The sequence below is a fragment of the Pseudooctadecabacter sp. genome (genome assembly GCF_020627745.1).
In the GTDB taxonomy this organism is placed as follows: Bacteria; Pseudomonadota; Alphaproteobacteria; order Rhodobacterales; family Rhodobacteraceae; genus Octadecabacter.
The window spans coordinates 52,217-77,951 of sequence record NZ_JAHDGE010000005.1; the positions used below are offsets into that span (position 1 = coordinate 52,217).

Sequence of the window (25,735 nt, forward strand, 5' to 3'; positions counted from 1 at the left end):
TCAGGGACGTTTAAGGTCGACGCCCGGCGCGTGTGCGATGAAAAACGGATTGGCAAAATCGGCCTTGCCATAGGTCAGCACGGAGTGATCATCAAACCGGATCACTGATCCGCCTGCCCCGGTCAGGACTGCATGCCCAGCCGCGGTGTCCCATTCCATCGTTCGGCCGACGCGGGGGTAAAGATCGGCCTCACCCGTGGCAACAAGACAGAACTTCAAAGACGAACCCGCGCTTTTCATGTCGTTGACTGCATATTTGTTGATGTAGTCGTCCGTCGCCTGATCCCGGTGTGATTTCGAGGCAACGACCATAAGCGCTGTGTTATCCGGTGTGCTGACGGAAATCGGAACGGTTGTTCCTGCTGTTTCCTTGTCCAAAGCACCGACTTCTTCAACCGATATACCGTCCGCCGTGGTGTAAAACAGCCGCCCCTTGGCAGGCGCATAGACAACGCCGCGCACGGGCGAACCGTCTTTGACATAGGCAATATTGACCGTGAAATCGCCACGGCGATGGATGAATTCCTTGGTGCCATCAAGCGGATCGACGATCAGAAAGGTGGTTGCCTCCAACGCATGACTGTCCGCCTGTTCTTCGGTGATCAGCGTGACATCGGGAAATGCCGCGCGCAGCCCCGCTGAAATATGGGCATCGGCGGCTTCGTCCGCTGCTGTCACCGGGCTGTCATCGCTCTTTGATTTCACTTCGAAATCGTCGGCATTATAGATGTCCATGATGATGTCGCCGGCCTCAAGTGCCAAAGTGCGCATCACCTGTGTCAGCTTGTCAAAGTCCATTCTGCCCCCTGCATATTGACGGTCACGGCTGTTTTCATTGATCCGTGCGTATTGGCCCCTTATGATGTGGCGCTAAAGGTTCGGCAAGAAATTCGTGCCATAAGGCACATCGCCAGGATATGGCACAACAAATGGCAGGCAGTTATGTTTGAAGCACGTCGTCCGACGACACGGTCCAGGTCCGCCCTCAATATTCTTGAGCTGATCTATCACTCCGTCGTCAGAAACATTCGCAGCGGCCACCGCAACGCGTTGGTCGGGCTGATCCTGAATATGCTGCAGACCATGATTTTGGTGGCTGCCTTTTATTTCATGTTCAGCCTTCTTGGCGTGCGAAAGGTCGCGATCCGTGGTGATTTCCTTTTGTACATCATGACCGGCATTTTCATGTACATCACCCACATCAAGGCGCTGAGTTCCGTAATGGGGGCCGAAGGTCCGACCTCGGCAATGATGTTGCATGCGCCGATGAATACGATCATCGGCATCGCGTCGTCCGCGTTGTCGAGCCTGTATATTCAGGTGCTTTCGTTGTCGACAGTGCTGTATATGTACCACGCGATGATAAACCCCATCACGATCTACGATCCGATCGGGGCCTTCGGCATGTTGTTGGTGGCATGGTTTACCGGCTGCGCTGCGGGGGTGGTTTTTCTGTCGCTGAAACCCTGGGCGCCGGAAGTGATATCCGTGGTATCCATGATCTACATGCGGGCAAACATGATTGCGTCAGGTAAAATGTTTGTCGCCAATACCCTTCCCAGCAGCATGTTGGCGATGTTCGATTGGAACCCGCTGTTTCACGCAATCGACCAGTCACGCGGGTTTGCCTTTATCAATTACAACCCTCATTTCAGTTCGGTTTCCTATCCGCTGAAGGTCGGCGTCGTTGTGTTGACGATTGGCCTGATGCTAGAGTTTTACACAAGACGCAAAGTTTCCAGCAGTTGGGATGCCGCACGATGATCCGTTTGTTCGCACTTTTGATGTGTCTGTCCACGGCGGCCCATGCGCAGCTTTTGCCTGATCGGTATTCCGTGACGGGTGTCGCCGGTGACGATGTTCTGAACATCAGAAGCGGCCCGGGCGCATCATTCGATATCATCGGTGATTTCGGCCCCTACACCCTTAACGTCGAAGTCACCGATATTCAGGATGGATGGGCGAAGGTGCCTGCGGGTGAGATTGACGGCTGGGTGTCCCTGAATTTTCTGGAACCATACCCCCTGCCCGCGAACGAAGTTCCGCGTCCTCTGGTGTGCAGCGGGACCGAGCCGTTCTGGGATATCGGCTTTTATCCACGAGGGGCGGAATACAATGATCCTGCCCTGAACGAACGCCGCGATCTGACGGTCGTTCGCGAAATTGTCGCGCCCGACGGATATTACATCGAAACGCGCGAGGGGCCGACCCTGAACCGCATCCTGACGGTCAAGGCAGGCTATTGTTCTGACGGGATGAGCGACCGGACATTCAACATGTCTGCCGTCCTTTTCTCAGAGGCACCGGATGGAAACTACGTGCAAAGCGGATGCTGCACGTTCCAGTCGAATTGACACCGGTCAGGTCGCAACCCGCAACGTAAGGTTCAATCGTCCGCCACCGGACAGCACCGTCGACGAACCGGGGCGCGTTTTGTCGATCCCGTGATAAACCAGACGTGCATCACCCCCCATGACCACCACGTCGCCCGATTTCAGCCAAACCGCCTCTGTCGGTCCGCCGCGTGTCGTGTTGCCAATGCGAAACAGCCCGTCATCGCCTAATGAAACGGACACGACCGGATGGGAGGTGTCGGCCTCATCGCGATCCTGATGAAGCCCCATTTTCGCGGTGTCCCGATAAAGGTTGATGAGGCAGCTGTCCGGAGCACGGGGCGACCCCGACACCGCGTCCCAGACGGCACGGACCGTCGGCGGAATGTCAGGCCAGAGGGTTCCTTGGGGATGTCTGTCGGCATAGCGATACCCCGACCGGTCCGCGATCCACCCGACATCACCGGCACTTGTCATCTGTACCGACATTCTTCGACCTGATGGCGTGACCGGCTGGAACAACGGTGCAGCCCTGACAACATCCCGAATCTCGGCCAATAGGGCCTCCTGCGCCGTGCGATCAAGCCAGCCCTGAAACACCTGAACGCCCCGCAAAACCAAAGTCGGCCGGGGCGTAACCCCTTCTTCATCATTTTTGCGCATTTCTGCAGCACTCCACCGGTTGCAGGCCCTTATTTGCACACCTATATACCCTTCGATCCGGATGGGCGCGCCCATTCGAACCAATCAACCATCAGGCACGGGTGCCGGAACGGGTCCGTGCCGCCTCACATCGCCTAGGAAAGGGATTTGAACATGGCAAAAGTCATTGGCATCGACCTCGGGACAACGAACTCCTGCGTCGCAATCATGGACGGCTCGCAGCCTCGCGTTATCGAAAACGCCGAAGGTGCGCGGACGACCCCCTCTATCGTGGCCTTCACCGACGATGAACGTCTGGTGGGTCAGCCTGCAAAACGTCAGGCCGTCACGAACCCTGAAAACACTGTCTTTGGCGTCAAGCGTCTGATCGGCCGTCGGTTCGACGATGCGGACCTTGCGAAGGACAAAAAGAACATGCCGTTCGCCGTCATCAACGGTGGCAACGGGGATGCATGGGTGGAAGCCAAGGGTGAGAAATACTCCCCTGCTCAGGTCTCTGCTGTCATCCTGCAAAAGATGAAAGAAACCGCTGAAAGCTATCTGGGCGAAGAAGTGACCCAAGCCGTGATCACGGTTCCTGCCTACTTCAACGACGCCCAGCGTCAGGCCACGAAAGACGCCGGTAAGATCGCCGGTCTTGAGGTTCTGCGCATCATCAACGAACCGACAGCGGCGGCGCTGGCCTATGGCCTCGACAAGAAAGAGACCCAGACGATTGCGGTCTATGACCTTGGCGGCGGTACATTTGACGTCACCATCCTTGAGATCGACGATGGCCTGTTCGAAGTGAAATCCACCAACGGCGACACGTTCCTTGGCGGCGAAGACTTCGACATGCGCATCGTGAACTACCTCGCGGATGAGTTCAAAAAAGAGAACGGCGTTGATCTGACCAAAGACAAGATGGCCCTGCAGCGTCTGAAAGAGGCCGCTGAGAAAGCCAAGATCGAACTGTCCTCCGCGTCCTCCACGGAAATCAACCAGCCGTTTATCTCTATGGGGTCCGACGGTTCGCCGTTGCACATGGTCGTGAAACTGACCCGTGCGAAGCTGGAAAGCCTTGTGGGTGATCTGATCAAAGCCTCGATGAAGCCATGCGCAGCTGCGTTGAAAGACGCCGGTCTGAAAACCGACGACATCGACGAAGTCGTGCTTGTCGGTGGTATGACCCGCATGCCCAAGGTCATCGAAGAAGTGTCCAAGTTCTTTGGCAAAGAACCCCACAAGGGTGTGAACCCTGACGAAGTCGTGGCCATGGGTGCCGCCATTCAGGCCGGCGTTCTGCAAGGTGACGTCAAGGACGTGGTTCTGCTGGACGTGACGCCATTGTCGTTGGGTATCGAAACCTTGGGCGGTGTCTTCACCCGTCTGATCGACCGCAACACGACGATCCCGACGAAAAAGTCGCAGATCTTCTCCACCGCGGAAGACAACCAGAATGCCGTGACGATCCGCGTGTTCCAAGGTGAACGTGAGATGGCCGCCGACAACAAAATGCTCGGTCAGTTCAACCTCGAAGAGATTCCACCGGCCCCACGCGGGATGCCCCAGATCGAAGTGACCTTCGACATCGACGCCAACGGCATCGTGTCCGTGGGCGCGTCTGACAAGGGCACCGGCAAGGAACAGAAGATCACGATCCAAGCCTCCGGTGGTTTGTCCGATGAGGACATCGAAGCCATGGTGCGCGACGCTGAGGAGAACGCCGAGGCCGACAAGGACCGTAAGGAACTGGTCGAGGCGAAGAACCAGGCGGAAAGCCTTATCCATTCGACTGAAAAGTCTATGGAAGAGCATTCCGACAAAGTCGACCCAACCACGATCGAGGCGATCGAACTGGCGATTGCGGCCCTCAAGGACGACCTTGAAGGTGACGATGCTGGCAAGATCAAATCCGGCATCCAGAACGTGACGGAATCCGCCATGAAGCTGGGTGAAGCGATCTACAAGTCCGCGCAGGAAGAGGCCGGTGAGGCCGAACCTGACATGCCGGGTGCCGACGAAGGGGCCGCCGATGACATCGTCGACGCCGACTTCGAAGACCTCGACGACGACAAGCGGGCCTAAGGGCTGCGATTTAGCAAGACCGGCTCGGGCAACCGGGCCGGTCTTGTGCATCCCAGGTAAGGGGACACGATCATGTCAAAACGCGATTATTATGAGGTCTTGGGGCTGTCCAAGGGCGCATCGGCTGATGAGATCAAGAAAGCCTACCGCACCAAGGTCAAAGAACTTCACCCCGACCGCAATTCCGACAATCCAAACGCCGAAGCCCAGTTCAAAGAAGTGGGTGAGGCCTATGACGTTCTGAAAGACGGCGACAAGAAAGCCGCTTATGACCGCTACGGTCATGCAGCCTTCGAAGGTGGCATGGGCGGCGGGGGCCGTGGCCCCGGTGGTATGGGTGGCCAAGGCGATTTCGGATCGGCCTTCTCGGACATTTTCGACGATCTTTTCGGCAACATGGGCGGTGGACGCGCCGGCGGTCAGAACCGCGCCCAGCGTGGCAACGACCTGCGCTATAACCTGCGTGTCACATTGGAAGAGGCCTATGCCGGTCTTGCCAAAACTATCACCGTGCCAACCTCCGTTGGTTGCGGGTCCTGCAATGGGACGGGTGCCGAAGGCGGGTCTGAACCACAAACCTGTCCGACCTGTTCGGGCATGGGTAAGGTCCGCGCGCAGCAAGGCTTCTTTACGGTCGAACGCACCTGTCCGACCTGTAATGGCATGGGCCAGACCATTAAGGATCCGTGTCACACCTGCCATGGTGCGGGCCGCGTCGAGAAAGAAAAATCTTTGTCCGTCAACATCCCCGCCGGTGTCGAAACTGGCACCCGTATCCGACTGGCCGGTGAGGGTGAAGCCGGTATGCGCGGTGGACCGACGGGTGATCTTTATATCTTCATCGAGGTTCGCGATCACGAACTGTTCGAACGTGAAGGCAACCACCTATTCTGCCGTGTGCCTGTGTCTATGACCACAGCCGCCATGGGCGGCGATATCGAAGTGCCGACAATCGACGGTGGCCGGTCACGGGTGAAAATTCCGGCGGGGTCCCAGTCGGGCCGTCAGATGCGTTTACGGGCGAAGGGTATGCCTGCCCTGCGCGGCGGAGGACCCGGCGACATGTTCATCGAGATGGCCGTGGAAACACCGGTCAACCTGACGACACGGCAAAAAGAATTGCTGCGCGAATTCGAAGAGCTTTCGGCGGAAAACAATCCCCAAAGTTCCAGCTTCTTCAAATCGGTCAAATCCTTTTGGGAATCGATGAAGGGCTGAATTAACCATTCAGAAATGGAATCACCCGACAAAGGGGCGCATGAAACATGCGCCCTTTTTTGCCGAAGGCCCTCAGGCCGCACTTTTTGATGATGACGAAGTCCAGTTGATCGAACCCTTCGATCCGCCGCTGGCCAGCGTCAAAATCGAACCTGCAAAAACCATTGCGGGAAAAAAGCCCAAAGTACCGTCCTATCTTGCGGATCATCGTAAACGTCTGCGGCACCGGTTTCTGACCGGTGGGGCGGCCGCTATGCCGGATTACGAGATTCTGGAACTGACATTGTTTCGCTGCATTCCTAGGCAGGACGTAAAGCCGATTGCGCGTCGGCTGATAGATACCTTCGGTGACATCAATGGCGTTCTGTCGGCATCGGTTGGCAGATTGGAACAGGTTGAGGGCGTGGGCCCTGCTGTGGCTCTTGAACTCAAGGTGATGGAAACGATGACCCACAGGATGGCACGGGCCCGGGTCATGCAGCGCCATGTCATCAGCTCATGGGATGCCGTTCTGGACTATTGTCATACCATCATGGCGCACCGCGATATTGAACAGTTCCGTGTCCTGTATCTGGATCGGAAGAACGTGCTGATCGCCGATGAACAACAGGGTGAAGGTACTGTGGATCATGTGCCGGTCTATCCGCGCGAGGTTGTCAAACGCGCGCTGGAACTGAATGCATCGGCATTGATCCTTGTTCACAATCATCCGTCCGGTGATCCGACGCCATCGCAGGAAGACATCGACATGACCCAACAGATCATGTCGGCGGCTCAGGCCTTGGGTTTGACGCTGCATGATCATCTGATCATTGGTCGTGCCCGTGAACTGAGCTTCAGGTCGCAAGGGATTATCTAAGGCAAGTCACCGACCCACAACTCGACACGCCGATTGGTCTGCTGACCCCAGATGGTATCATCGCAGGCCATGGGAAGGGCTTCACCGAAGGCTTCGACGTCCAGCGTGACATTTGCCGGAATGTTCCCGCCCAGTGCAGCCTCGACGGCGCGGCGAACGGCCTCCGCGCGGGCTGCGGAAAGATCGCGGTTGGCCTCTGCTGGCCCACGCCCATCACTGAACCCGACAAACATCAGACGCTTTGCCCCGAAGCGTCCATCCCGAACCGATTGAGCCAACTGCATGACATTTGATCGCGACTGCCCGTCCAGACGGGTCGAACCCGGTTCAAACCGAAAGGTTGAGGACATTCTGACCTGCGGTGACAGGACCCGGATCATCCGCTGCAACTCTCCCAAAGGGATTTCACGACCAGCCGAGGTAATCGCAGCGGCCAACCGGTCGCCCTGATCCGCCAACGGAATGGGCACCGCCGCCAGATCGACGAACCCCGCGCGACGGATAACCAACTGGGCCGACGGAGACCGCATCCAATCCAGAAACGCCTCAACCTGCGGGTGACGATTGCGTTGTGGCAGGTAAAGGAACATCGGAAAGGTCAAAGGGTAGTCTTCCGTCTTGAGGGACAGGAACGCAGGCTGCGATTGCAATCCACATGGACCACTCAGAGCGAGCGGCTGGGTCGTACCCGTCTGACCATAGGGCACCAAAGCAAGCCGGTTCGGCGACGCGCCCAGATCCGTCAAAAGGGTGTCAATATCGTCAACCGTGTTCGCGTCGGGCCCGATCGACAGCCCAAAGGGGGACATGAACCGGTCCTCGAACCCCTCCATCTGACCTGCCAGTGACTGTGCTGTCACCACATTGAATAAATCAGAGGTGCCCGCGAATGCCTTGGTCAGGGTCGACATTTCGATTGTTGCCCTGCCGGAGGCGACATCGACAACCGGAACCAAGGCGTCCAATGCCAGAATACGGGCCTGACGTGCGCGATCCAACCTGCCAAGTCCGTGGGATTGCGCTGTGGACAGTTCGGTTGTGCTCAACTCGCGAACTGACATGAGGACGTCGGCTTCATGACCGATAAATTCATCGAACGCCGCCTTGGGTTCTGCGACAGTCAGCGCAATGTCCAACTGGGGTGAGCCATCGGAGCGGGAAAGGGCAAAACCTTTTGCATTTTCCCGCACCTGCCACCCTAAATCGCGGGCGTATGCATCTATGAGAGATGGGAGCAGAACGTCCGCCATGCGCGCGGCACCAACCATGCGAATGCGAGGCACATAGTTTTCAAAATTCGGACATTCCGGTCCTTCGCACGTCATTCCGTCAGCACGGAAAGACACAAGGCCCGCGTCTGACAGAACTGTTACGACCGACCCGTCAAAATCGACAAATTGCCCTTCGATCACCACCGCGTCGTCAGGGCTGTGAAAGACAACATTTTCAGCCAGGGCGGTGCCCGCACAAACGAAGTGTGCGGCGAAAACCGCCGCACATCGTATTCGTTTTTGAAACCAGCTTACATTCGCCCAAATCATCTTGAGGCGAGTGTCAGGTCCTCAAACATGTTTTGCAAGATCAGAAAGTCACCCACAGCATCGCAATCGGGCATCATCATTGTCAGGTCGAGGGCCGATGTTTCGCCATCGGGGGAAACCTGAATGCTTTGCGCAGCAAGTTCATTTCCGCAGTTTTCTGCGGTAATGGCGGCCTCCGCGACCAGCACCACATCAGCGGGGTTGGAGGCCGTAGCGGTCGGGAATGTATAGACCTCAGCCATCAGCGGATTGTCCGTCGCGACAACACCAAGGCGCATCAAATAGCCCCCTTCGGATGCCTCCAACCGGGCCATGTCACCGGGATTGTCGACGTAAATGTGTGATGGATCGCCGAAATTGGCGTTGTCCTCGTAAGCGCTCAGCATGATGTCAGCGTTGCCCTGCCATTGCAGAACGGCGCGGTCATAGGATGCAAATTCGGGAACCACGGCAGTCGCCACCGCGCCATCCCCGTTTTCGAACGCAACGATGACCACAGCGGTTTCTGCGAGGGCCGGGACCGTGACCTTGGCTGTGCCGTCTTCGTCGGTCATGGCGGTAAACATCATGCCCTGATGATGGACAGTAAAGGCCGTATCAATATGGCAAGGTGCGACCAGCGCGACATCAACCATCGCGGCAGCTGCGGGAGCGGCCATCATTGTCGGAACACAGTCCGCGTCCACGGTAATGGTTTCGCGTTCAGAAGAGACGTCGATGTCAGGCATTGCCTCTGCGTCGATACTCGCCATTTGAACCGGCGCTTGCGGTGTTTCCGGCAGGCGGGCCGTGTCGGGCAGATTCACCGCAACATCGGACACAGGCGCGGGGGTATCCAAGGACGGGGCGGTTACAGACCGGTCGTTCGCGGCAAATTGGAGTCCATCGGCAGATGGTTCAGCCAAGGTGACTGGCGTTGCGGTTACAAGCGTAGCAGGTTCAATCGCCGCTTCTTCACCTCCGGTGCTGGCCTGAATGACAGAAACAGGTGTATCCGGCGTCGCGGCAAACGGCGCGGGGCCTGCCACATCCTCTGATCCAAACCGACTGGCGAGGGCATCGCCGTTCTGCATGACAAAGCCGATGCCCAAGGCCACGCTGAACGTGCCGGCAGCCATGCCGATTTTCTTCAATTGTGCCATTCGTCCACTCCTTCCCAAAAGGGTCAGAAGCATAACTGCCCCAACCGCATGTCCTTTGAAGGGCAGTGATTGGGTGTCTTTCAGTCGGGATTACGGCGGAAAAGCGGCGTTTACCTTGCTTTTAGGTCAAACTGCCATGGCAATGTTTGAACTTCTTTCCCGACCCACAGGGGCAAGGATCATTGCGGCCCGGATTGCCCCAGGTTGTCGGATCAGCCTCATCAAAACCGGGTTTTGCATCTGCAGATGCCTGTCCAGCCGCAGCCGTTCCACCAAAGGCGGCAGCCGCCGCCGCGGCGGCCTGACGCTGTTGCTGTTGTGCCTGCGCAATCATCGCCTGCTGTTCTTCCTGCGTCATGGGCCGGATTTGTGCGAGTTTCTGGGTCACATCCGACCGCAGGCTGTCCAACAGACTTTCGAACAGCTGGAAAGATTCTGTTTTGTATTCATTGAGCGGATCACGTTGTGCATACCCACGGAACCCGACGACAGACCGGAGGTGTTCCAGTGTCAAAAGATGTTCGCGCCACTTTGCATCAATGGTCTGCAGGATGATCTGCTTTTCAATATTGCGCATCACATCCTTGCCGAACGCTTCTTCCTTCTCGGCCATGTGATCGTCGGCAGCTTTTTCAAGCCGCTCGCGCAGGTCTTCGTCATCGACGCCTTCTTCGTTGGCCCATTCAATGACAGGAACGTCGATACCAAGTTGCGCGATGACCTGTGCGTACAGACCTTCAGTGTCCCACTGGTCGGCATATGATTTGGCGGGAATGTACTGATCGACCAAGTCGTCAATCACCTGCGATCGCATGTCGGCGGTAATCTCGGACAGGTCCTCTGCTTCCATGATCTCGCGCCGCTGGCTGAAGATGACCTTTCGCTGGTCATTCATCACGTCGTCAAATTTCAAAAGCTGTTTACGAATGTCAAAATTGCGGCCTTCGACCTTGGCCTGTGCCCGTTCGAGGGATTTGTTCACCCATGGGTGCACAATCGCCTCGCCTTCTTTCATGCCAAGCGACGACAGGACCTTGTCCAGACGTTCGGACCCGAAGATGCGCATCAGATCGTCTTCCAAAGACAGGAAGAACGAGGACCGGCCCGGGTCACCCTGACGGCCGGACCGCCCGCGCAGCTGGTTGTCAATCCGGCGGCTTTCGTGGCGTTCTGTTGCCAACACGAACAATCCGCCAGCGTCCTTGACGGCCTGTTCGTCGGCCTTGTGTTCTTCTTCGATGCGGGCACGGATCGCATCGGCGTCGCCGTCAGGATCGGCGGCGATCGCCTCCATAATCTTGAATTCGACGTTGCCGCCCAGTTTGATGTCGGTTCCGCGACCCGCCATGTTGGTGGCAATCGTCACTGCGCCCAGCTTACCGGCATCGGCCACGATCTGGGCCTCCTGCTCATGCTGACGTGCGTTCAGGACATTATGGGCCACGCCTTCGGCGGTCAAAAGCTGGCTCAGGAATTCGGATTTCTCGATGGACGTCGTACCGACCAATGTCGGCTGGCCCTTCGCGTGGGCCTCCTTGATGGCTTTTACCACACCGTCGAATTTCTCTTTCGCGGTGCGGTACACCTGATCGTGTTCATCCACACGGGCGATGGGCCGGTTCGTCGGAACCTCTACCACGCCAAGGCCGTAGATTTCCTGAAATTCCTCTGCTTCGGTAAGGGCCGTGCCGGTCATGCCGGACAGCTTGTTATAAAGCCGGAAGTAGTTCTGGAACGTCACAGAGGCCAGCGTCACGTTTTCAGGCTGGATCTTGCAGCCTTCCTTGGCCTCAATCGCCTGATGCAAACCATCGGACAAACGGCGGCCCGTCATCATCCGACCGGTGAATTCGTCAATCAAAACGACATCGCCGTCGCGGACGATATAGTCCTTGTCCTTGGTGAAAAGCTTATGTGCACGAAGGCCCTGATTGACGTGATGCACGAGGGTCGTGCTTTCAGGATCATAGAGGGTTTGCCCCTCGGGGAGGAGGCCGGCACCGGATAGCCGTTCCTCCAGAAAATCATTGCCCTCATCCGTGTAGTTCACGTTGCGGGTCTTCTCATCCAGGGTGAAATGTTCTTCACGGATTTCGGGGATGATCTTGTCAATCGCCAGATACAGATCGGTGCGGTCCTGGGCAGGGCCAGAGATGATCAGCGGCGTCCGCGCCTCATCGACCAGAATGGAATCAACCTCATCCACGATTGCGAAGTTGTGGTCGCGCTGGTTCATCTGGCCCAGTTCAGCCTTCATGTTGTCGCGCAGGTAATCAAAACCCAATTCGTTGTTGGTGGCATAGGTCACGTCGCAGCGATACGCCGCGTGCTTTTCATCCTCGGGCTGCTGGGGGTAGATCACACCGGTCGTCAGGCCCAGCGCGCCATAAACCTGGCTCATCCATTCGGCGTCACGTTTGGCGAGGTAATCGTTCACCGTCACCACGTGCACACCCTTGCCCGTCAACGCATTCAGATAGGCAGGGAACGTGGCGACAAGGGTCTTACCCTCACCTGTTTTCATTTCAGAAATATTACCCTGATGCAGAAAAATGCCACCCATCAGCTGCGTGTCAAACGCGCGCAGTCCCAAGCTGCGTTTGGCCGCCTCGCGACAGTTGGCAAATGCCTCTGGCAGGATGGCATCCAGACTTTCACCACCCATGGCGCGCTGCGCCAGTTCTTCGGTCTTTTGTTTGATGCCCTCATCGCTCAGCGCTTCGAACTCAGGCTCCAACGCGTTGATCTTTTCGACCAGCGGGCGGGTGGCCTTCACCTTGCGGTCGTTTGGCGTTCCAAAGACCTTTTTCGTGAGCGTTCCAAGACCGAGCATATTCTCTCCAAGCGCGGCATTCCGCGTCTCTGACATCAAAGTGTGAGGAGGTTGGTTGTGCCTGTTCAGCGCACCCCATAGACATGGGGACAAGACCGGCCCCCTCGGGACCTTTATGCGATGTAAGGGGCCGCTACATAGGTGTCAACGCCGCGGCCTCTCGCGGCTTATCAAGGGACTGTTAACATGGGTTATCATACCAAATTTCTGGCCACTGCGGCTGCCTTTGCACTGACCGCCGGAACGGCGCTGGCAGACGCGCATTCCGAACCGACAGCCGATACGGTCGTGGCCTCTGTCGATGGCACGGAGATTACGCTGGGCCAGATGATTATGCTGCGGGCACAGCTTCCCGCGCAATATCAGCAGCTGCCCGACGAAGTGGTGTTTAACGGGCTTGTCGATCAGCTGGTGAACCAGCAACTGCTGGCCAATTCGCTTGATGAGACGCCGGCCCGTGTCGAAATGACCCTCGAGAACGAGTTTCGGTCGCTGATGGCTGGTGAGGTTGTGAATTCCATCACCTCGGCCCCTGTGGATGAAGCAGACCTTCAGGCTGCCTATGATGCCCGTTTCGAAGGCGTCGAGCCGACAATGGAATTTAACGCAGCACACATCCTTGTCGAGACCGAGGAAGAAGCCCAGGAGATTGTGACCCTTCTGGAAGGCGGCGCCGATTTTGCCGAAACGGCGCAAGACCGGTCCACAGGGCCATCAGGCCCGAATGGCGGCAACCTCGGCTGGTTCGGTCCGGGCATGATGGTCGCACCGTTCGAAGAAGCGGTCATGGCCCTTGAGGTTGGCGAAATTTCCGCCCCTGTCGAAACGCAATTCGGCTGGCATGTGGTCAAGCTGAACGAAACGCGCCAGTCCGACCTGCCCACCCTGGATGAGTTGCGGGCGGAACTGACATCGGAGGTTCAGCAGGCGGAGCTTACGGCCCTGATCGCGTCCCTGACGGAAGAGGCCGAGATCACACTGCCCGAAGCCGGTGATTTCGACTACTCGGTTATTCAGAACCTCGATCTTCTGGAAGAGTAATGGCCCTTTCCCCGTTTGCCCCCGCGTCGTTTCCCGATTTGCCTGTCATTGACGGGGTCCGGTTTGCATCGGCGGCGGCGGGGGTCCGATACAAGGGCCGCACAGATGTGATGCTGGCTGAACTGGTCGCCGGCACATCTGTGGCGGGGGTCTTTACACGATCATCCACAAGGTCCGCCCCGGTTCTGGATTGTCAGGCGAAACTGGGCAGTGACCCATCCACCCCTGCAGCGATCCTTGTGAACTCCGGCAATTCCAACGCTTTCACCGGGTCAGCGGGCGAAAAGTCGGTTGCGGCGATTTGCGATGCGGTCGCAGCGGCCACCGGTGTTGCGGCAGATCGGATTTTCACCGCCTCTACCGGCGTCATCGGTGAACGTCTTCCCCATGATCGGATCACCACCGTTATCGAGGGGCTGAAGGGCGATCTTGCCCCCGAAGGGATCGAGGGCGCGGCCCGCGCCATCATGACCACAGATACCTTTGCCAAAGGCGCAAGTGCCTCAATCGAGATTGAGGGCGAAACCGTCAAGATTGCGGGCATCGCCAAAGGGTCCGGCATGATTGCGCCCGATATGGCGACGATGCTTGTCTACCTGTTCACCGATGCCAAAATAGAACAGCCCGCACTGCAGGCCCTGTTGGGCGCGCTGACCGATCAGACGTTCAATTGCATCACCGTCGACAGCGACACATCAACATCGGACAGCCTTATGATCGCCGCGACGGGCACCTCTGGTGTCGATGTGACGGAATCCGCCGGTTTCACACAGGCGTTGTACGGTGTCATGCTCGACCTTGCGCATCAGGTTGTAAAAGATGGCGAAGGTGCCACGAAGTTCGTCGAAGTGCGCGTGACGGGCGCTGCAACCGATCTGGAAGCCCGGAAAGTCGGGCTCTCTATCGCCAATTCCCCCCTCGTGAAAACGGCCATAGCTGGCGAGGACCCGAATTGGGGCCGGATTGTCATGGCGGTCGGCAAATCCGGTTGTCAGGCGGATCGGGACAAGCTGACGATCAGGTTCGGGGATATTCTGGTGGCCGAACACGGCTGGGTATCGCCCACATATACCGAAGACACCGGCGCGGCCTACATGCGCAACGAGACGATCGAGATTTCTGTCGATCTTGGAATCGCGGGCGGTTTGGGCACGGTATGGACCTGTGATCTGACCCATGGCTACATCACCATCAATGCGGATTACCGGTCGTGAAATCTGTTCTGGTGTCTGCCGTTGCACTTATTGATGTCGATGGTCGGGTGTTGCTGGCCCAACGGCCCGAAGGAAAATCCATGGCAGGCCTATGGGAATTTCCGGGCGGTAAGGTAGAGGCGGGCGAAACGCCGGAAGCGGCATTGATCCGTGAGCTGGACGAAGAACTCGGCATACAGACCTGGAATTCCTGCCTCGCGCCGCTGACGTTTGCCAGTCATGTCTATGAAGACTTCCATCTGCTGATGCCGCTGTTTGCCTGCCGAAAGTGGGAGGGCACACCCCGTCCGCGGGAAGGCCAAACGTTGAAATGGGTGCAGGGCAAGGACCTGAGGAATTATCCGATGCCTGCGGCCGACGTCCCCCTTATCCCGATCCTGAGAGATTGGCTTTGACCTTACAGTAAATTCATCTAGCCTTCTGACTGTGGGGGCTGCAGCCCTTTGATCGTTGTTTTGTATCCGCGGATCAGGAGTGAGGTCCGCAACATTTCAAGCATTACCTGGGGAGGATGTTATGCTTCGGACGATTACGGTAGGAAACTACGTTCAAATTCAGGGGCTTTTCGTAAAGGAACTGTCGAACGGATGCGTCGTCGTGTCTGTGAATGACCGACTTTACGAGGGGACGCCGGTGTCGAGACGACCAAGCTGAGATTTTGATATATTCAAAAAAAGGAAAGGGACGCCGGATTGGCGTCCCTTTTTATGTTTTTATGTTCTGGTCTGGAATTTAGAGAGACCGTTCTACTTCTTCGCGCTCGAAAATTTCGATCACGTCATCCGGACGGATATCTTCGTAATTCTCGAACGCCATGCCGCATTCCTGCCCGGACTGAACCTCGGCCACTTCATCTTTGAAGCGTTTCAGCGTCTTCAATGTGCCTTCGTGGATCACCACGTCGTCGCGCAGCAAACGCACACCGGCGGACCGGCGCGCAACGCCTTCGGTGACCAGACAACCAGCGATTTTGCCGACGTTGGACACCTTGAAGACCTCTTTGATCTTCGCGTAACCGATGAACTTTTCGCGCACTTCCGCAGACAGCAGACCTGAGGCCGCTGCTTTCACATCATCCACAAGATCGTAGATGATCGAGTAGTAACGGATCTCGACGCCCTTTTGGTTGGCGGTGTTCCGCGCTGACGCATTGGCACGCACGTTAAAGCCAATCACCGGAGCGCCGGAGGCTTCGGCCAGACCAACATCCGATTCCGTGATCGCACCCACACCGGAGTGCAGAACCCGCACACGGACTTCGTCGTTGCCAATTTTCTCCATCGCCTGAACGATAGCCTCGGCAGAACCCTGCACGTCGGCTTTCACCAGAATGGGCAGTTCGGACACGTTTTCATCGGCCTTGGCATTTGCCATCAACTGATCAAGGGTCACAGCCGCACCGGCAGCCGCGCGTTTTTCTTTCGCGGCATTCTCGCGGTATTCCGCAATCTCACGCGCCTGCGCCTCGGTGGATGTCACGTTCAGAACGTCACCGGCCTCAGGTGTACCGTTCAGGCCAAGAACCTCAACCGGAACCGATGGGCCAGCCTCTTTGACGCGGTCGCCTTTGTCGTCGATCAACGCGCGGACCTTGCCCCACTGTTCACCCACAACAAAGATATCGCCTTGTTTGAGCGTGCCGGTTTCCACCAACACGGTCGCCACCGGACCGCGACCGACATCCAACTGCGCCTCGATCACGGCACCTTGGGCGGCGCGATCAGGGTTGGCCTTCAATTCGAGGATTTCGGACTGCAACGCAATCGCCTCAAGCAGTTCATCAAGGCCCTGACCGGTGGTCGCGGACACTTCAACATCCTGCACTTCGCCGGACATCTTTTCGACGATGACTTCGTGCTGCAACAGATCGGTACGGACCTTATCTGGGTTCGCGGCGGGCTTGTCACACTTGTTGATCGCCACAATCATCGGCACATTCGCGGCCTTTGCGTGATTGATCGCCTCAATCGTCTGCGGCATCACGGCGTCGTCCGCTGCAACCACCAGAACCACGATATCCGTGACCTGCGCACCACGGGCACGCATGGAGGTAAACGCCGCGTGGCCAGGTGTATCGAGGAAGGTCAGAACAGACCCGCCTTCGGTTGTGACCTGATACGCACCGATGTGCTGGGTAATGCCACCGGCCTCACCCGCCACAACACGGGCGTTGCGGATTGCGTCCAGCAGCGATGTCTTACCGTGGTCGACGTGACCCATGATTGTAATGACCGGTGGACGACCTTGCAGGTCTTCCGGTTTGTCATCAGCGATATTGATAACGTCTTCCACGTCGGCGTCTGATACGCGGACCACGTTGTGGCCGAATTCTTCAACGATCAGTTCAGCGGTATCCGCATCAATGGTCTGGGTCTGTGTCGCCATGATGCCATTGGTCATCAACGACTTCACAACATCCGCGACTTTCTCGGACATACGGTTGGCAAGTTCCGACACCATGATGGCTTCGGGAATTTGCACGTCACGAATGACCTTTTCGCGTTCGACCGCTTCGCCCATGGCTTTCTTGCGGGCACGTTCCTGCTGGCGCTTCATCTGCGCCATGGAACGGTGACGGCCACCTTCGCCGCCGCGCAAAGCCTGATTCAATGTCAGCTTGCCAGACCGACGACCGTCGTCCTGCTTGGCTTTGCCACGACTGTCGCGGTCATTTTCTTTCTTGCGGGGGGTGGCAGCCGGTGCGGCACCACCGGGCGCGCGACGCTGGGCCGGCGCAACTGCGGGATCAATCGCAGCAGGAGCGGCAGCGGCCTGCGCGGCAGCTTCGGCTTCGCGCTTTTTGCGCTCTTCCTCGTCCTGCTTGGCCTTAACGGCCTCCTCGCGCTCTTTTTCCTCGCGCTCTTTGGCTTCTTGTTCGGCACGCCTTTTGGCGCGTTCCTCAGCGCGGGCCTTTTCTTCGGCCTCACGTTTGGCCGCATCTTCCGCCTCGCGGGCCTTGGCGGCCTGCAATGCCTTCATGCGGCGTTCAAGTTCGGCCTCGGAAATACCGGCGGGCCGCTTGGACGGGTCACCGCCCAAAGGCGTTTTCGCAGCACCGCCAGATGCCGCAGGCTTGGCTGCACCGGGCTTGGGCACAACAACGCGCTTGCGCTTTGTTTCAACAACAACGCTTTTGGTCCGACCGTGGCTGAAGCTTTGCTTCACCTGACCGGGCCGTGCAATTCCAAGTGGTTTTTTGCCGTCTGAATCGCTCATGTAGCTTTACTATCCTCTCGGGCGGTGTCGTCACCGCCACTTATCTCTCGCAGGCTTCTCAGCTTTGCGGCTTCCTCTACTACACGGTCACTGAGTCCACCAGAGGCGAGCGCCCCATGTATCACAGTTTGCCGTCCGAATGCCAAACCCAATTCCTGAGCCGTCAGGCATCCGTAATATCGTGCGCCCTCAGGCGTCCAAAGTTTCGTCTTTCCGCGCTCGGACCCGTCAGAGGCCTGAAGCAATGCGCGGACATTGGCCCCGCCAGCCAACCATCCTTTGACCTTTTCAAACCCGCAAACTGCGAGGCCCGCCTTTCGGGCCAGGGCAATCAGGTCAACAACCCGTCGCGCGAGTTGGCGTTCCACCTCATCGGCCAGACCATCGGGCACCTGCACAGGGGCCTTCGCCGACTTGGAGAATTGTCCCCGTCCGGCTTTGTCCAGCGCATCGCGGCTTGCGGTCACCCACATGCCACGACCCGGCAGCTTTTCAAGCACATCCGGCACAACCGACCCGTCAGGACCTACGACAAAACGGATCAGCCCCGCCTTGGGCGAGACGTCACCGGTGACGATGCACCGGCGGTCTGGGACATCACGGTCCTTGGTGCGTCCACCACGCGCCATCAGGTGCCTCGGAGGCCTGAGATCAGGCCTCCTGCTCCTCGTCTTCGGCGGGCTCTTCGGCAGACACAAGGTCATCCGGATCGACCCAACCCAGCATAACGCGGGCTGTCATGATCATGTCCTGTGCTTCCTCAAGGCTGATATCGAAGGGTTCAAGCGACCCGTCATCTTTGCTGCGCTCGCCGTCCACGACGGTCCAGCCACCGGCCAGTTCCCAATCCGCACAGGTTGCAAAATCCTCAAGCGTTTTAACGCCGTCGTTTGCCAGCGCTTCAATCATTTGGGGTGTGAGACCTTCGAATGCAATAAGGCTGTCTTCGACGCCCAACGCACGGGCATTCTCCAGCGCCTTGGCGTTCTGTGCGTCAATGACGTCACGGGCACGGGCCTGCAATTCACCTGCGGTGGCCTCATCGACGCCGTCGATGACCAGCAATTCGTCCACTTCGACGTAAGCCACCTCTTCAAGGTTGGTGAACCCTTCGGAGACCAGCAACTGGGCAAAGAATTCATCCAGATCAAGAGTTTCCATAAACAGCTTGGTACGAACCTCAAACTCCGCCTGACGACGCTTGGATTCTTCTTCTTCGGTCAAGATGTCGATATCGAGACCGGTCAGCTGGGACGCCAGACGCACGTTCTGGCCCCGACGGCCGATCGCCAGCGACAACTGCTCCTCTGGAACGACGACCTCGATCCGTTCGGCGTCTTCATCAAAAACGACCTTGGACACTTCAGCAGGCTGAAGCGCGTTCACCAAGAACGTCGGCATGTCCTCGTTCCACGGGATGATGTCGATCTTTTCACCCTGCAATTCGTTCACAACGGCCTGCACGCGGCTGCCGCGCATACCCACGCAGGCGCCGACGGGGTCGATGGATCCGTCATAGGAGATTACGGCAATCTTGGCGCGCGACCCGGGGTCACGGGCGACAGCCTTGATCTCGATAATGCCTTCGTAGATTTCAGGCACTTCCATCTTGAACAGTTCCGCCATGAATTCGGGCGCGGTGCGGCTCAGGAAGATTTGGGGACCACGCTGTTCGCGACGCACGTCCTTGATGAAACACCGGATGCGATCGTTCGGGCGATAGCTTTCGCGACCGATCTTTTCGTTGCGACGCAGGATCGCCTCACCGGTGCCGACGTCAACGATAACGTTGCCGTATTCCTCGCGCTTGACCTGCGCGTTGATGATGGTGCCGGCGCGGTCTTTGAAATCTTCGTATTGCTTGTCACGCTCCGCTTCGCGGACCTTTTGCAGGATCACCTGTTTCGCCGATTGCGCGGCAATACGGCCCATTTCGACAGGCGGGACCTCCTCGATCAGCTGCTGGCCGACCTCGGGGTTCTCCATATACTGCTTGGCCTGCTCAACCGTGAATTCAGCCTGATAGTTTTCAAGCTCCTCATCCTCGACCACGGTGCGCACACGTGTGAACGTTGCACGGCCCGTCTTGCGGTCGATGCTGACACGAATATCCATTTCCGCGCCGTAGCGGGATTTGGCAGCACGGGCGAGGCTTTCTTCCATCGCCTCGACAACCAGTCCGGGATCAATCTGTTTTTCGCGGGCCACGGCCTCGGCGGTTTGCAACAGTTCAAGCTGGTTGGCAGATGTAATCGCCATCAGTCTTTCTCCTCTTCAGAGCCGTCCAACACGGTCTCAACTTCGTCAAATTGTGTCTCGTCGATCTGACCGGCATCCTTGCGGCCGCGCAAAACATCGCGGATCAACTCATCGGTCAGAACAAGTTTCGCATCGGTCAGCCAGTCGAATTGCAAGCCGATGGTCAAAGGTTCGCCGTTCTCTTCAATTTCGATCAGAACTTCGGACCCTTCGATCCCCTGCAAAGTGCCCTTGAACCGGCGGCGCCCGTCGATCAGCTGTTCGGTTTCGATCTTGGCCTCAAACCCGTCCCATTGTTCAAAATCCTTGAGACGCGTCAGGGGACGGTCGATGCCGGGGCTTGAAACCTCAAGCGTGTAGGCATCAAGAATCGGGTCTTCCACATCAAGAACCGCAGACACCGCAGTGCTGATCTGCGCACAATCATCGACCTCAATCGTGCCATCGGGTTTCTGCGCCATGATCTGCAGGATCGATTCCTTGCCGGTCATCAGACGCACGCGCACGACCTCATACCCCATGTCTTCAACGACCGGGGTAATGATTTCTGTGATGCGGCGGTCCATGGCCGCGCGGGCGATCAGGTCTGACATTGGGTCCTCTGGCGTGTTGGACAGCGGGCACAAAAAAACGGGCCCGCGGCCCGTTGGTGTATCCGGTGGGCTTCGGGGGTGGAGGCCGAAGCGCCGCTGTTGAGGGACATATACGGGCACCGGAACAAAACTGCAAGGGCTGCTTCTGTCCGGTCCAAAGGGCCGCACCCCCCCGCCCAAAATCCGCCCCAATCGGTCGTTAACCATACCCCGTCAAAGATGAAAGGAGTTCAAACATGGACATGACATTGTTGTTCGCAGTCGGTGGAGGGTCGTTCTTGTGCGGCGTCGCGCTGATGTATCTGGTGATGATGCGCACCATGAAAAAACGTATCGCGGAAGGCGCGTTTACGCCTGCATAAAAAAGGTTTCCGCAAGCGCACTTGCTTGCGGAACCTTCCTGACCAGCTTCGCGTTTCATCATACATCGTGAAAGAAATGCGCGTGTCTGACCTCAAGACAATCAAATACCTTTTGGCAGGGATATTGTTCCTGCTGCTTTTCGGGGCCGTGTATTTCACACGCGAACTGGTGCTGCCCATCTTGCTGGGCCTGATCATCGCAATGACATTCAGCCCGCTTTGCCGCGGTCTTGTGCGCGCGGGGCTGAATCAGGTCGTCGCCGCCACGCTGATTATCATCAGTCTGGGATCAGCCCTGACGTTGACCCTTCTGGTGGTGGCCGCCCCTGTCTCCCTCTGGCTGTCCGATCTTCCTGCTTTGGAAAACGAAATCCGAATTAAGGTCGCTGGATTGACGGACAGTGTCGAAACGGTCCGCGATGTCGCACGCCAGGTCGAGGAAATCGCGGAAGAGGCCGGATCGGACGACGACGACGTACAGCGGGTGACGGTCGAACAGCCCCAACTGCTGACAACCGCCGCATCCGGTGCAGTGACCATACTCACCACGATGATGATCGCCCTTGTGCTGGCCCTGTTCTTCTTGTCGTCAAACCCCCTCATCATCGACAAATTGTCGAGGCTGTCCAAGACAGCCGAACAACGCGAGATGGCAATCAAGGCGCTCAGCGATGTGGAACGTGGAATTTCACGTTACCTTTTGGCGATCACGACCATCAACGCGGGCCTTGGGGTTTGTGTGGCCGCCGCGATGTGGGGTCTTGGCCTGTCGATGCCATGGATTTGGGGCGTCGTTGCTTTCTTGCTGAACTTTATTCCGGTGTTGGGGGCCATGGCGGGGTCAGTCGCTGTCTTTGCCATTGCGATTATCCAGTTCGATACCATCGCCTACGCCGCGCTTGCGCCTTTCCTTTACATGACACTCAGCAGCTTTGAGGGGCAGTTTGTGACGCCTGCGCTGGTCGGCCAGCAGATGGAAATCAATGCAGTCTCGGTCATTCTGACAGTCGTCGTCTGGGGGTGGCTGTGGGGAATTCCGGGTGTTGTCATTGCGGTGCCGTTTCTTGTGATCATCAAATCCATCGCCGACAACGTGCCTGGCTGGAATGTCGTATCACTCATCCTGTCGCCAATCCGCGAAACCCGATCCTGAACGAGACGCCACGCCGCCTGTGCCGCGGTCCTTTTGATCCATACCCTTGCATCGGATGGGTGACCGTCGCCAGATCGTTCGCCATCGAACGCGCCGAGCGTAACGAGCGCGCTTTTGCTAGATCTGGCTGAATGGCCCGCCCAGAATTGAAGCCCCATGCGCTCAGCATCCGACTGACGGTCATGACGTTGCGGTCAGCTTCCTGACGGGGCCACGATACGTTTGATCCAGATCACGAATGGCAGCGCAACAATCGCGCCGACGGGCCCCCAGATCCACAATCCGGTGATGATGGACAAAAAGACGAACAGCGGATTAACCCGGACGTGTTGACCGACAATCAGGGGTGTCACGAATTGGGCTTCGATGGAGTTCAGGGCAAAAAAGGCCAATGGTGGCAGAAAGGCATATGCGCCACCGAATTGGACCAGACCGGCGATCAGAAGGCCGCCGATGATACAGATGGGACCGAGGTACAAAAAGAAGTTCAACACCGCAGCGGCAAGGCCCCAGAAGATCGGATATTCAACGCCGATCAGGGCCATCACAACGCCGGTCGCGACGCCAAGGCCGGTGTTCACCAAACTGACCGCCGCGAAATAGCTGGAAACCGCGCGGTCGGCCCGCAACAAGGTTTCGGCGCGTTGGGGCAGCGCTGCATAGAGTTCGTTTCTTGTAAGGACGAAGAAAAACAGCGTGCCGACGAAAATAAGGAACTGTGCCCCGAAATTCGGTGCAAGCCAAATGGCCTGACTGACACTGGGAATCTGGTCGGCCAAGGTCGTCTCGTCGATGACGGCGGGGTCTTCGCTGTCGGGGTTGACCTCTTCCAGACCTGCGAAGACATCAGAGAATGAGGCAAGATACATCCGCACCGTATCCATGATGTCGGGTAGTATTCGTTTCACCATGGAAAAAGCGGGTTCGACCAGCAACAGCAATCCAAAGATCGCACCCAGAATGATCCAGACCATCGCAACCGAGAGCAGGATACGTGGAGCCCCCTTTTTCACGAGGAATTCCACAACGGGCGACACTACGATGCCCAACACCAGAGCCAGCGCAATGGGGGCCAGAATGGCCTTGGCAAGAACCAGAGCCGATACGAGTGCAACCCCTGCCAAAATGCAAAGGCACGCTGTAACCAGCGTGCCTTGAGTAACGACCGTCGCCGGATCGTCGTGTCTTACAGAGTCTTTCACCTTAGTGCCGTGCTGGAACGGGTCGCACAGTTTCCGGTGTCTCACCGGCGGGTGCGTTGATGCGGGTTTTGGCCTGCGCATGCAGCTTGTCCATCTCTTCACGCAGGACACCCTGCGCACGGGACATGAACCTGTCGCGCTGTTCACCCATGAGTTCGTCTTCGCGACGGGAGGAGGGCAAAAGGGCACCAATCAGCGCGCCGATCCCCAGCGCTACCGCCCCGACGGCCAGCGGCTGTGACTGCATCGCGGCCGATGATTTACGCGCAGCCCGACGCGCCTGATCTTCAACTTTTTCTTGGGCGTTCACGGCAGCCTGACGTGCTTCGCGGACGCGCAGGCGTGCTTTCGGTGGCAGTTTATCGAGACCGTCTTCGATCCGGTCGCGCATCCACTTGGCAGAAGGTGACTTCGACATTGTTGATCCTTTCTGTGCAGTCATGGCCTGATCTGCTGCGGCCACGCGTTCGTCAAATCCATAAAGGGCATCGTGGGGCTGCGGAGGTCGGACCGTTTGGGCAGGGTCCACATCAGGCGCGGATGTGCGCGCGCCTGTTCCGGCAAGAAGCAGGCCGAGACCTGCTCCGACCATCACAAACCCTGCGGGGTTCTTTTTTGCGGCGTCCCACGCCTGACGGGCAACATCATTGCCGTAGGTCTCAACCATTGTGGCTGCATGCGTCTTCAGATTTTGCGGAGCGAGAGCATTGGTCAGCGCGTCAAGGGACTTTGCAAGTTCCTGACGTTCGGCGGCCGCCTCGCGTTCGATTTCCTTTAGATCAGCCATGAGTGGCCCCTTTCACGGTTTCCACGTCGCGCTGCACGTTGTGCATTGTTTTCGTCGGAGCGAGGGCGTCAGCGGACAAACGGGATTTGCCCATCAGCACCAGAACCAGAGCCCCCGCAAAAAAGACGGCTGCGACGATCAATGCTGCGGTCCCGGCGTTCATGCCGCCTTCGGTCAGATAGCCTACCACGGCACCGGCCAGCACGTTCAACGCGGTGAGGACCATCAAAGCGGCAATGCCGAAAAAGGCCACGCCCATGGCCGCACGGGAGATGTTGTTGGACATCTCGGCGCGGGCAAGATGGACCTCTTTCTGCATAAGGCCGGAGAAGTGCCGCAGGGTGTCTGCAATCAGATGAGGTGCGGTGCGGGGATCAGGATGGGACATCGAAGCCCCCCAAAGCTGCGTCAATATCGCGGCTGTGCCACGGGTCGTCATCGCTATAGGTTTGCGCGATGGGGGACGGATCACGTGCCTTGAGGAAGCGTGACAGCGCCACACCGGCAAGGGCCGCGCCACCGATGAACACCAGCGGGTTGCGCCGCGCGAAATCGGTGATCTGCTGTGTCACTGCGTTGACGTCCATGTCGGCCACCGATTGGGCCAGATATTCGGCGCCAGCGGCAACCTGATCGGCCATCTGCGCCTGAATGCTGCCGGAAGGCAGTTCGTCACTTGCAGCGTCGGCAGCGTTGGCAACGGCAGACACTTCGGCGGTCGCGCGGGACTGGGCTGCGTGCGCCGCTTCGTCAACCTTCGCGCGTGCGGCGGCTGCGGCATCCTGGCCGAGGTCCTGCACTTTTGCCTTTACGTCGTCGAGGGGGGTATCATTGCGGGCCATGGTAGGGTCCTCCTTATGACTTTAATCTCTGGATTTGATAAGCAAGGTGATTGCGACACCCAGACCAAAGGCGGCGCCCATGGCGATCAGGGGATTGTCGCGCACCTGTGCTTCAAAGCTGCGCACGCCTTGCTGGCCGGTTTCAGCCGCCTTGCGGACTTGTGCGACGCCGGTTTCGGCGTGGCTGCGAACGCTGTCGGTGACCTGATCGGCGATCTGTGCCGCCTGATCCTTGGCCGAGGCGGCCATATCGCTCACCTTTGCAGTCAAAGAGGTGTCTTCGTCGGATTTGATGATGCGTGCGTTCGGATCCTGCGCCAGCTTGGTAGATCCGTTGGCCTTGCGTTTCGCAGGGGTGTCTGCGGTCTTAGAGCGGGATTGAGTAGCCATCTGCTTCTCCTTAAGTTGTC

24 protein-coding genes are annotated in these 25,735 nt (G+C 57.8%); 10 read left to right on the top strand and 14 right to left on the bottom strand.

Annotation, left to right across the window (positions count from 1 at the left end):
* Positions 1-798 (bottom strand): 3'(2'),5'-bisphosphate nucleotidase CysQ, encoded by a 798-nt coding sequence (gene cysQ / locus QZ653_RS03705; protein WP_296417697.1) that lies wholly within the window; start codon positions 796-798, stop codon positions 1-3.
* A 144-nt stretch (positions 799-942) separates the two neighbouring features.
* Here cysQ and QZ653_RS03710 point away from each other — a divergent pair, with 144 nt between their 5' ends.
* Both QZ653_RS03710 and QZ653_RS03715 read left to right on the top strand, forming a co-directional pair.
* Complete coding sequence (locus tag QZ653_RS03710) at positions 943-1,764, top strand: ABC transporter permease (protein WP_296417865.1); 822 nt, start codon at positions 943-945, stop codon at positions 1,762-1,764.
* Positions 1,761-2,354, top strand: a complete 594-nt coding sequence (locus tag QZ653_RS03715; RefSeq protein WP_296417700.1) for an SH3 domain-containing protein — start codon at positions 1,761-1,763, stop codon at positions 2,352-2,354. The genes QZ653_RS03710 and QZ653_RS03715 overlap by 4 nt, the downstream gene beginning before the upstream one ends.
* Before the next feature lie 6 nt (positions 2,355-2,360).
* Here the strand turns inward: QZ653_RS03715 and QZ653_RS03720 are convergent, their stop codons facing one another.
* Positions 2,361-2,996 (bottom strand): alpha-ketoglutarate-dependent dioxygenase AlkB family protein, encoded by a 636-nt coding sequence (locus QZ653_RS03720; protein ID WP_296417701.1) that lies wholly within the window; start codon positions 2,994-2,996, stop codon positions 2,361-2,363.
* 153 nt (positions 2,997-3,149) lie between these two features.
* Between QZ653_RS03720 and dnaK the strand changes: the two genes are divergently transcribed.
* The 3 genes from dnaK (at position 3,150) to radC (ending at position 7,140) form a co-directional block, all read left to right on the top strand.
* Entirely contained in the window at positions 3,150-5,063 is a 1,914-nt protein-coding gene (gene dnaK, locus QZ653_RS03725) for a molecular chaperone DnaK (protein WP_296417703.1), read from the top strand.
* 72 nt (positions 5,064-5,135) lie between these two features.
* Entirely contained in the window at positions 5,136-6,281 is a 1,146-nt protein-coding gene (gene dnaJ / locus QZ653_RS03730) for a molecular chaperone DnaJ (protein ID WP_296417706.1), read from the top strand.
* A gap of 40 nt (positions 6,282-6,321) precedes the next feature.
* Entirely contained in the window at positions 6,322-7,140 is an 819-nt protein-coding gene (radC, locus tag QZ653_RS03735; protein WP_296417707.1) for a RadC family protein, read from the top strand.
* On the opposite strand, the gene QZ653_RS03740 is transcribed toward radC, so the two are convergent.
* The 3 genes from QZ653_RS03740 to secA all read right to left on the bottom strand — a co-directional run bounded on the left by QZ653_RS03740 (position 7,137) and on the right by secA (position 12,656).
* Positions 7,137-8,276, bottom strand: coding sequence for an OmpA family protein (locus QZ653_RS03740; protein ID WP_296417709.1), 1,140 nt, complete (start codon positions 8,274-8,276; stop codon positions 7,137-7,139). The two genes, radC and QZ653_RS03740, sit on opposite strands and share 4 nt — an antisense overlap.
* Positions 8,277-8,677: 401 nt before the next feature.
* Positions 8,678-9,823 (bottom strand): hypothetical protein, encoded by a 1,146-nt coding sequence (locus QZ653_RS03745; protein ID WP_296417711.1) that lies wholly within the window; start codon positions 9,821-9,823, stop codon positions 8,678-8,680.
* Positions 9,824-9,944: 121 nt separating this feature from the next.
* On the bottom strand, positions 9,945-12,656 hold the full coding sequence (gene secA, locus QZ653_RS03750) for a preprotein translocase subunit SecA (protein ID WP_296417868.1): 2,712 nt from the start codon (positions 12,654-12,656) through the stop codon (positions 9,945-9,947).
* A gap of 186 nt (positions 12,657-12,842) precedes the next feature.
* Between secA and QZ653_RS03755 the strand changes: the two genes are divergently transcribed.
* Genes QZ653_RS03755 through QZ653_RS03765 form a run of 3 tightly spaced genes read left to right on the top strand, consistent with a single transcriptional unit; the run spans position 12,843 to position 15,306 of the window.
* Positions 12,843-13,697, top strand: a complete 855-nt coding sequence (locus QZ653_RS03755; RefSeq protein ID WP_296417716.1) for a peptidylprolyl isomerase — start codon at positions 12,843-12,845, stop codon at positions 13,695-13,697.
* Positions 13,697-14,911 carry a bifunctional glutamate N-acetyltransferase/amino-acid acetyltransferase ArgJ gene (gene argJ / locus QZ653_RS03760; protein WP_296417717.1) on the top strand — a complete coding sequence of 405 codons (1,215 nt, stop codon included), beginning with the start codon at positions 13,697-13,699 and terminating at the stop codon, positions 14,909-14,911. The genes QZ653_RS03755 and argJ overlap by 1 nt, the downstream gene beginning before the upstream one ends.
* Complete coding sequence (locus QZ653_RS03765) at positions 14,908-15,306, top strand: (deoxy)nucleoside triphosphate pyrophosphohydrolase (RefSeq protein WP_296417720.1); 399 nt, start codon at positions 14,908-14,910, stop codon at positions 15,304-15,306. The genes argJ and QZ653_RS03765 overlap by 4 nt, the downstream gene beginning before the upstream one ends.
* A 337-nt stretch (positions 15,307-15,643) precedes the next feature.
* On the opposite strand, the gene infB is transcribed toward QZ653_RS03765, so the two are convergent.
* Genes infB through rimP form a run of 4 tightly spaced genes read right to left on the bottom strand, consistent with a single transcriptional unit; the run spans position 15,644 to position 20,979 of the window.
* The gene (gene infB, locus QZ653_RS03770) at positions 15,644-18,127 is read right to left on the bottom strand and encodes a translation initiation factor IF-2 (RefSeq protein ID WP_296417721.1); all 2,484 of its coding nucleotides are present in this window, start codon (positions 18,125-18,127) and stop codon (positions 15,644-15,646) included.
* Complete coding sequence (locus QZ653_RS03775; protein WP_296417722.1) at positions 18,124-18,756, bottom strand: RNA-binding protein; 633 nt, start codon at positions 18,754-18,756, stop codon at positions 18,124-18,126. The genes infB and QZ653_RS03775 overlap by 4 nt, the downstream gene beginning before the upstream one ends.
* A gap of 22 nt (positions 18,757-18,778) precedes the next feature.
* Entirely contained in the window at positions 18,779-20,386 is a 1,608-nt protein-coding gene (nusA, locus tag QZ653_RS03780) for a transcription termination factor NusA (RefSeq protein WP_296417723.1), read from the bottom strand.
* Positions 20,386-20,979: a ribosome maturation factor RimP gene (rimP, locus tag QZ653_RS03785; protein ID WP_296417725.1), complete on the bottom strand. Its 594-nt coding sequence runs from the start codon at positions 20,977-20,979 to the stop codon at positions 20,386-20,388. Before rimP ends, nusA begins: the two co-directional genes overlap by 1 nt.
* 236 nt (positions 20,980-21,215) lie before the next feature.
* On the opposite strand from rimP, the gene QZ653_RS03790 reads away from it, so the two are divergent.
* Both QZ653_RS03790 and QZ653_RS03795 read left to right on the top strand, forming a co-directional pair.
* Positions 21,216-21,341 carry a hypothetical protein gene (locus tag QZ653_RS03790; protein WP_296417727.1) on the top strand — a complete coding sequence of 42 codons (126 nt, stop codon included), beginning with the start codon at positions 21,216-21,218 and terminating at the stop codon, positions 21,339-21,341.
* 82 nt (positions 21,342-21,423) lie between these two features.
* Positions 21,424-22,494, top strand: coding sequence for an AI-2E family transporter (locus tag QZ653_RS03795; RefSeq protein WP_296417729.1), 1,071 nt, complete (start codon positions 21,424-21,426; stop codon positions 22,492-22,494).
* A gap of 194 nt (positions 22,495-22,688) precedes the next feature.
* Here the strand turns inward: QZ653_RS03795 and QZ653_RS03800 are convergent, their stop codons facing one another.
* Genes QZ653_RS03800 through QZ653_RS03820 form a run of 5 tightly spaced genes read right to left on the bottom strand, consistent with a single transcriptional unit; the run spans position 22,689 to position 25,715 of the window.
* Positions 22,689-23,696, bottom strand: coding sequence for an AI-2E family transporter (locus QZ653_RS03800; protein WP_296417731.1), 1,008 nt, complete (start codon positions 23,694-23,696; stop codon positions 22,689-22,691).
* Position 23,697: 1 nt separating this feature from the next.
* The gene (locus QZ653_RS03805) at positions 23,698-24,483 is read right to left on the bottom strand and encodes a hypothetical protein (protein WP_296417733.1); all 786 of its coding nucleotides are present in this window, start codon (positions 24,481-24,483) and stop codon (positions 23,698-23,700) included.
* Positions 24,476-24,871, bottom strand: coding sequence for a phage holin family protein (locus tag QZ653_RS03810; protein ID WP_296417735.1), 396 nt, complete (start codon positions 24,869-24,871; stop codon positions 24,476-24,478). Before QZ653_RS03810 ends, QZ653_RS03805 begins: the two co-directional genes overlap by 8 nt.
* Entirely contained in the window at positions 24,858-25,325 is a 468-nt protein-coding gene (locus tag QZ653_RS03815; RefSeq protein ID WP_296417736.1) for a hypothetical protein, read from the bottom strand. Before QZ653_RS03815 ends, QZ653_RS03810 begins: the two co-directional genes overlap by 14 nt.
* A 21-nt stretch (positions 25,326-25,346) precedes the next feature.
* The gene (locus QZ653_RS03820; protein WP_296417738.1) at positions 25,347-25,715 is read right to left on the bottom strand and encodes a hypothetical protein; all 369 of its coding nucleotides are present in this window, start codon (positions 25,713-25,715) and stop codon (positions 25,347-25,349) included.
* Positions 25,716-25,735 lie beyond the last annotated feature (20 nt).

Bases quoted from the DNA above. Each gene is read 5' to 3' on its own strand.
- QZ653_RS03790 (WP_296417727.1), top strand. From the start codon at position 21,216: ATGGACATGACATTGTTGTTCGCAGTCGGTGGAGGGTCGTTCTTGTGC.
- QZ653_RS03710 (WP_296417865.1), top strand. From the start codon at position 943: ATGTTTGAAGCACGTCGTCCGACGACACGGTCCAGGTCCGCCCTCAAT.
- QZ653_RS03745 (WP_296417711.1), bottom strand. From the start codon at position 9,823: ATGGCACAATTGAAGAAAATCGGCATGGCTGCCGGCACGTTCAGCGTG.
- secA (WP_296417868.1), bottom strand. From the start codon at position 12,656: ATGCTCGGTCTTGGAACGCTCACGAAAAAGGTCTTTGGAACGCCAAAC.
- QZ653_RS03775 (WP_296417722.1), bottom strand. From the start codon at position 18,756: ATGGCGCGTGGTGGACGCACCAAGGACCGTGATGTCCCAGACCGCCGG.
- rimP (WP_296417725.1), bottom strand. From the start codon at position 20,979: ATGTCAGACCTGATCGCCCGCGCGGCCATGGACCGCCGCATCACAGAA.
- infB (WP_296417721.1), bottom strand. From the start codon at position 18,127: ATGAGCGATTCAGACGGCAAAAAACCACTTGGAATTGCACGGCCCGGT.
- QZ653_RS03805 (WP_296417733.1), bottom strand. From the start codon at position 24,483: ATGGCTGATCTAAAGGAAATCGAACGCGAGGCGGCCGCCGAACGTCAG.
- QZ653_RS03815 (WP_296417736.1), bottom strand. From the start codon at position 25,325: ATGGCCCGCAATGATACCCCCCTCGACGACGTAAAGGCAAAAGTGCAG.
- nusA (WP_296417723.1), bottom strand. From the start codon at position 20,386: ATGGCGATTACATCTGCCAACCAGCTTGAACTGTTGCAAACCGCCGAG.
- QZ653_RS03715 (WP_296417700.1), top strand. From the start codon at position 1,761: ATGATCCGTTTGTTCGCACTTTTGATGTGTCTGTCCACGGCGGCCCAT.
- argJ (WP_296417717.1), top strand. From the start codon at position 13,697: ATGGCCCTTTCCCCGTTTGCCCCCGCGTCGTTTCCCGATTTGCCTGTC.
- dnaK (WP_296417703.1), top strand. From the start codon at position 3,150: ATGGCAAAAGTCATTGGCATCGACCTCGGGACAACGAACTCCTGCGTC.
- QZ653_RS03810 (WP_296417735.1), bottom strand. From the start codon at position 24,871: ATGTCCCATCCTGATCCCCGCACCGCACCTCATCTGATTGCAGACACC.
- QZ653_RS03720 (WP_296417701.1), bottom strand. From the start codon at position 2,996: ATGCGCAAAAATGATGAAGAAGGGGTTACGCCCCGGCCGACTTTGGTT.
- dnaJ (WP_296417706.1), top strand. From the start codon at position 5,136: ATGTCAAAACGCGATTATTATGAGGTCTTGGGGCTGTCCAAGGGCGCA.
- QZ653_RS03820 (WP_296417738.1), bottom strand. From the start codon at position 25,715: ATGGCTACTCAATCCCGCTCTAAGACCGCAGACACCCCTGCGAAACGC.
- cysQ (WP_296417697.1), bottom strand. From the start codon at position 798: ATGGACTTTGACAAGCTGACACAGGTGATGCGCACTTTGGCACTTGAG.
- QZ653_RS03755 (WP_296417716.1), top strand. From the start codon at position 12,843: ATGGGTTATCATACCAAATTTCTGGCCACTGCGGCTGCCTTTGCACTG.
- radC (WP_296417707.1), top strand. From the start codon at position 6,322: ATGAAACATGCGCCCTTTTTTGCCGAAGGCCCTCAGGCCGCACTTTTT.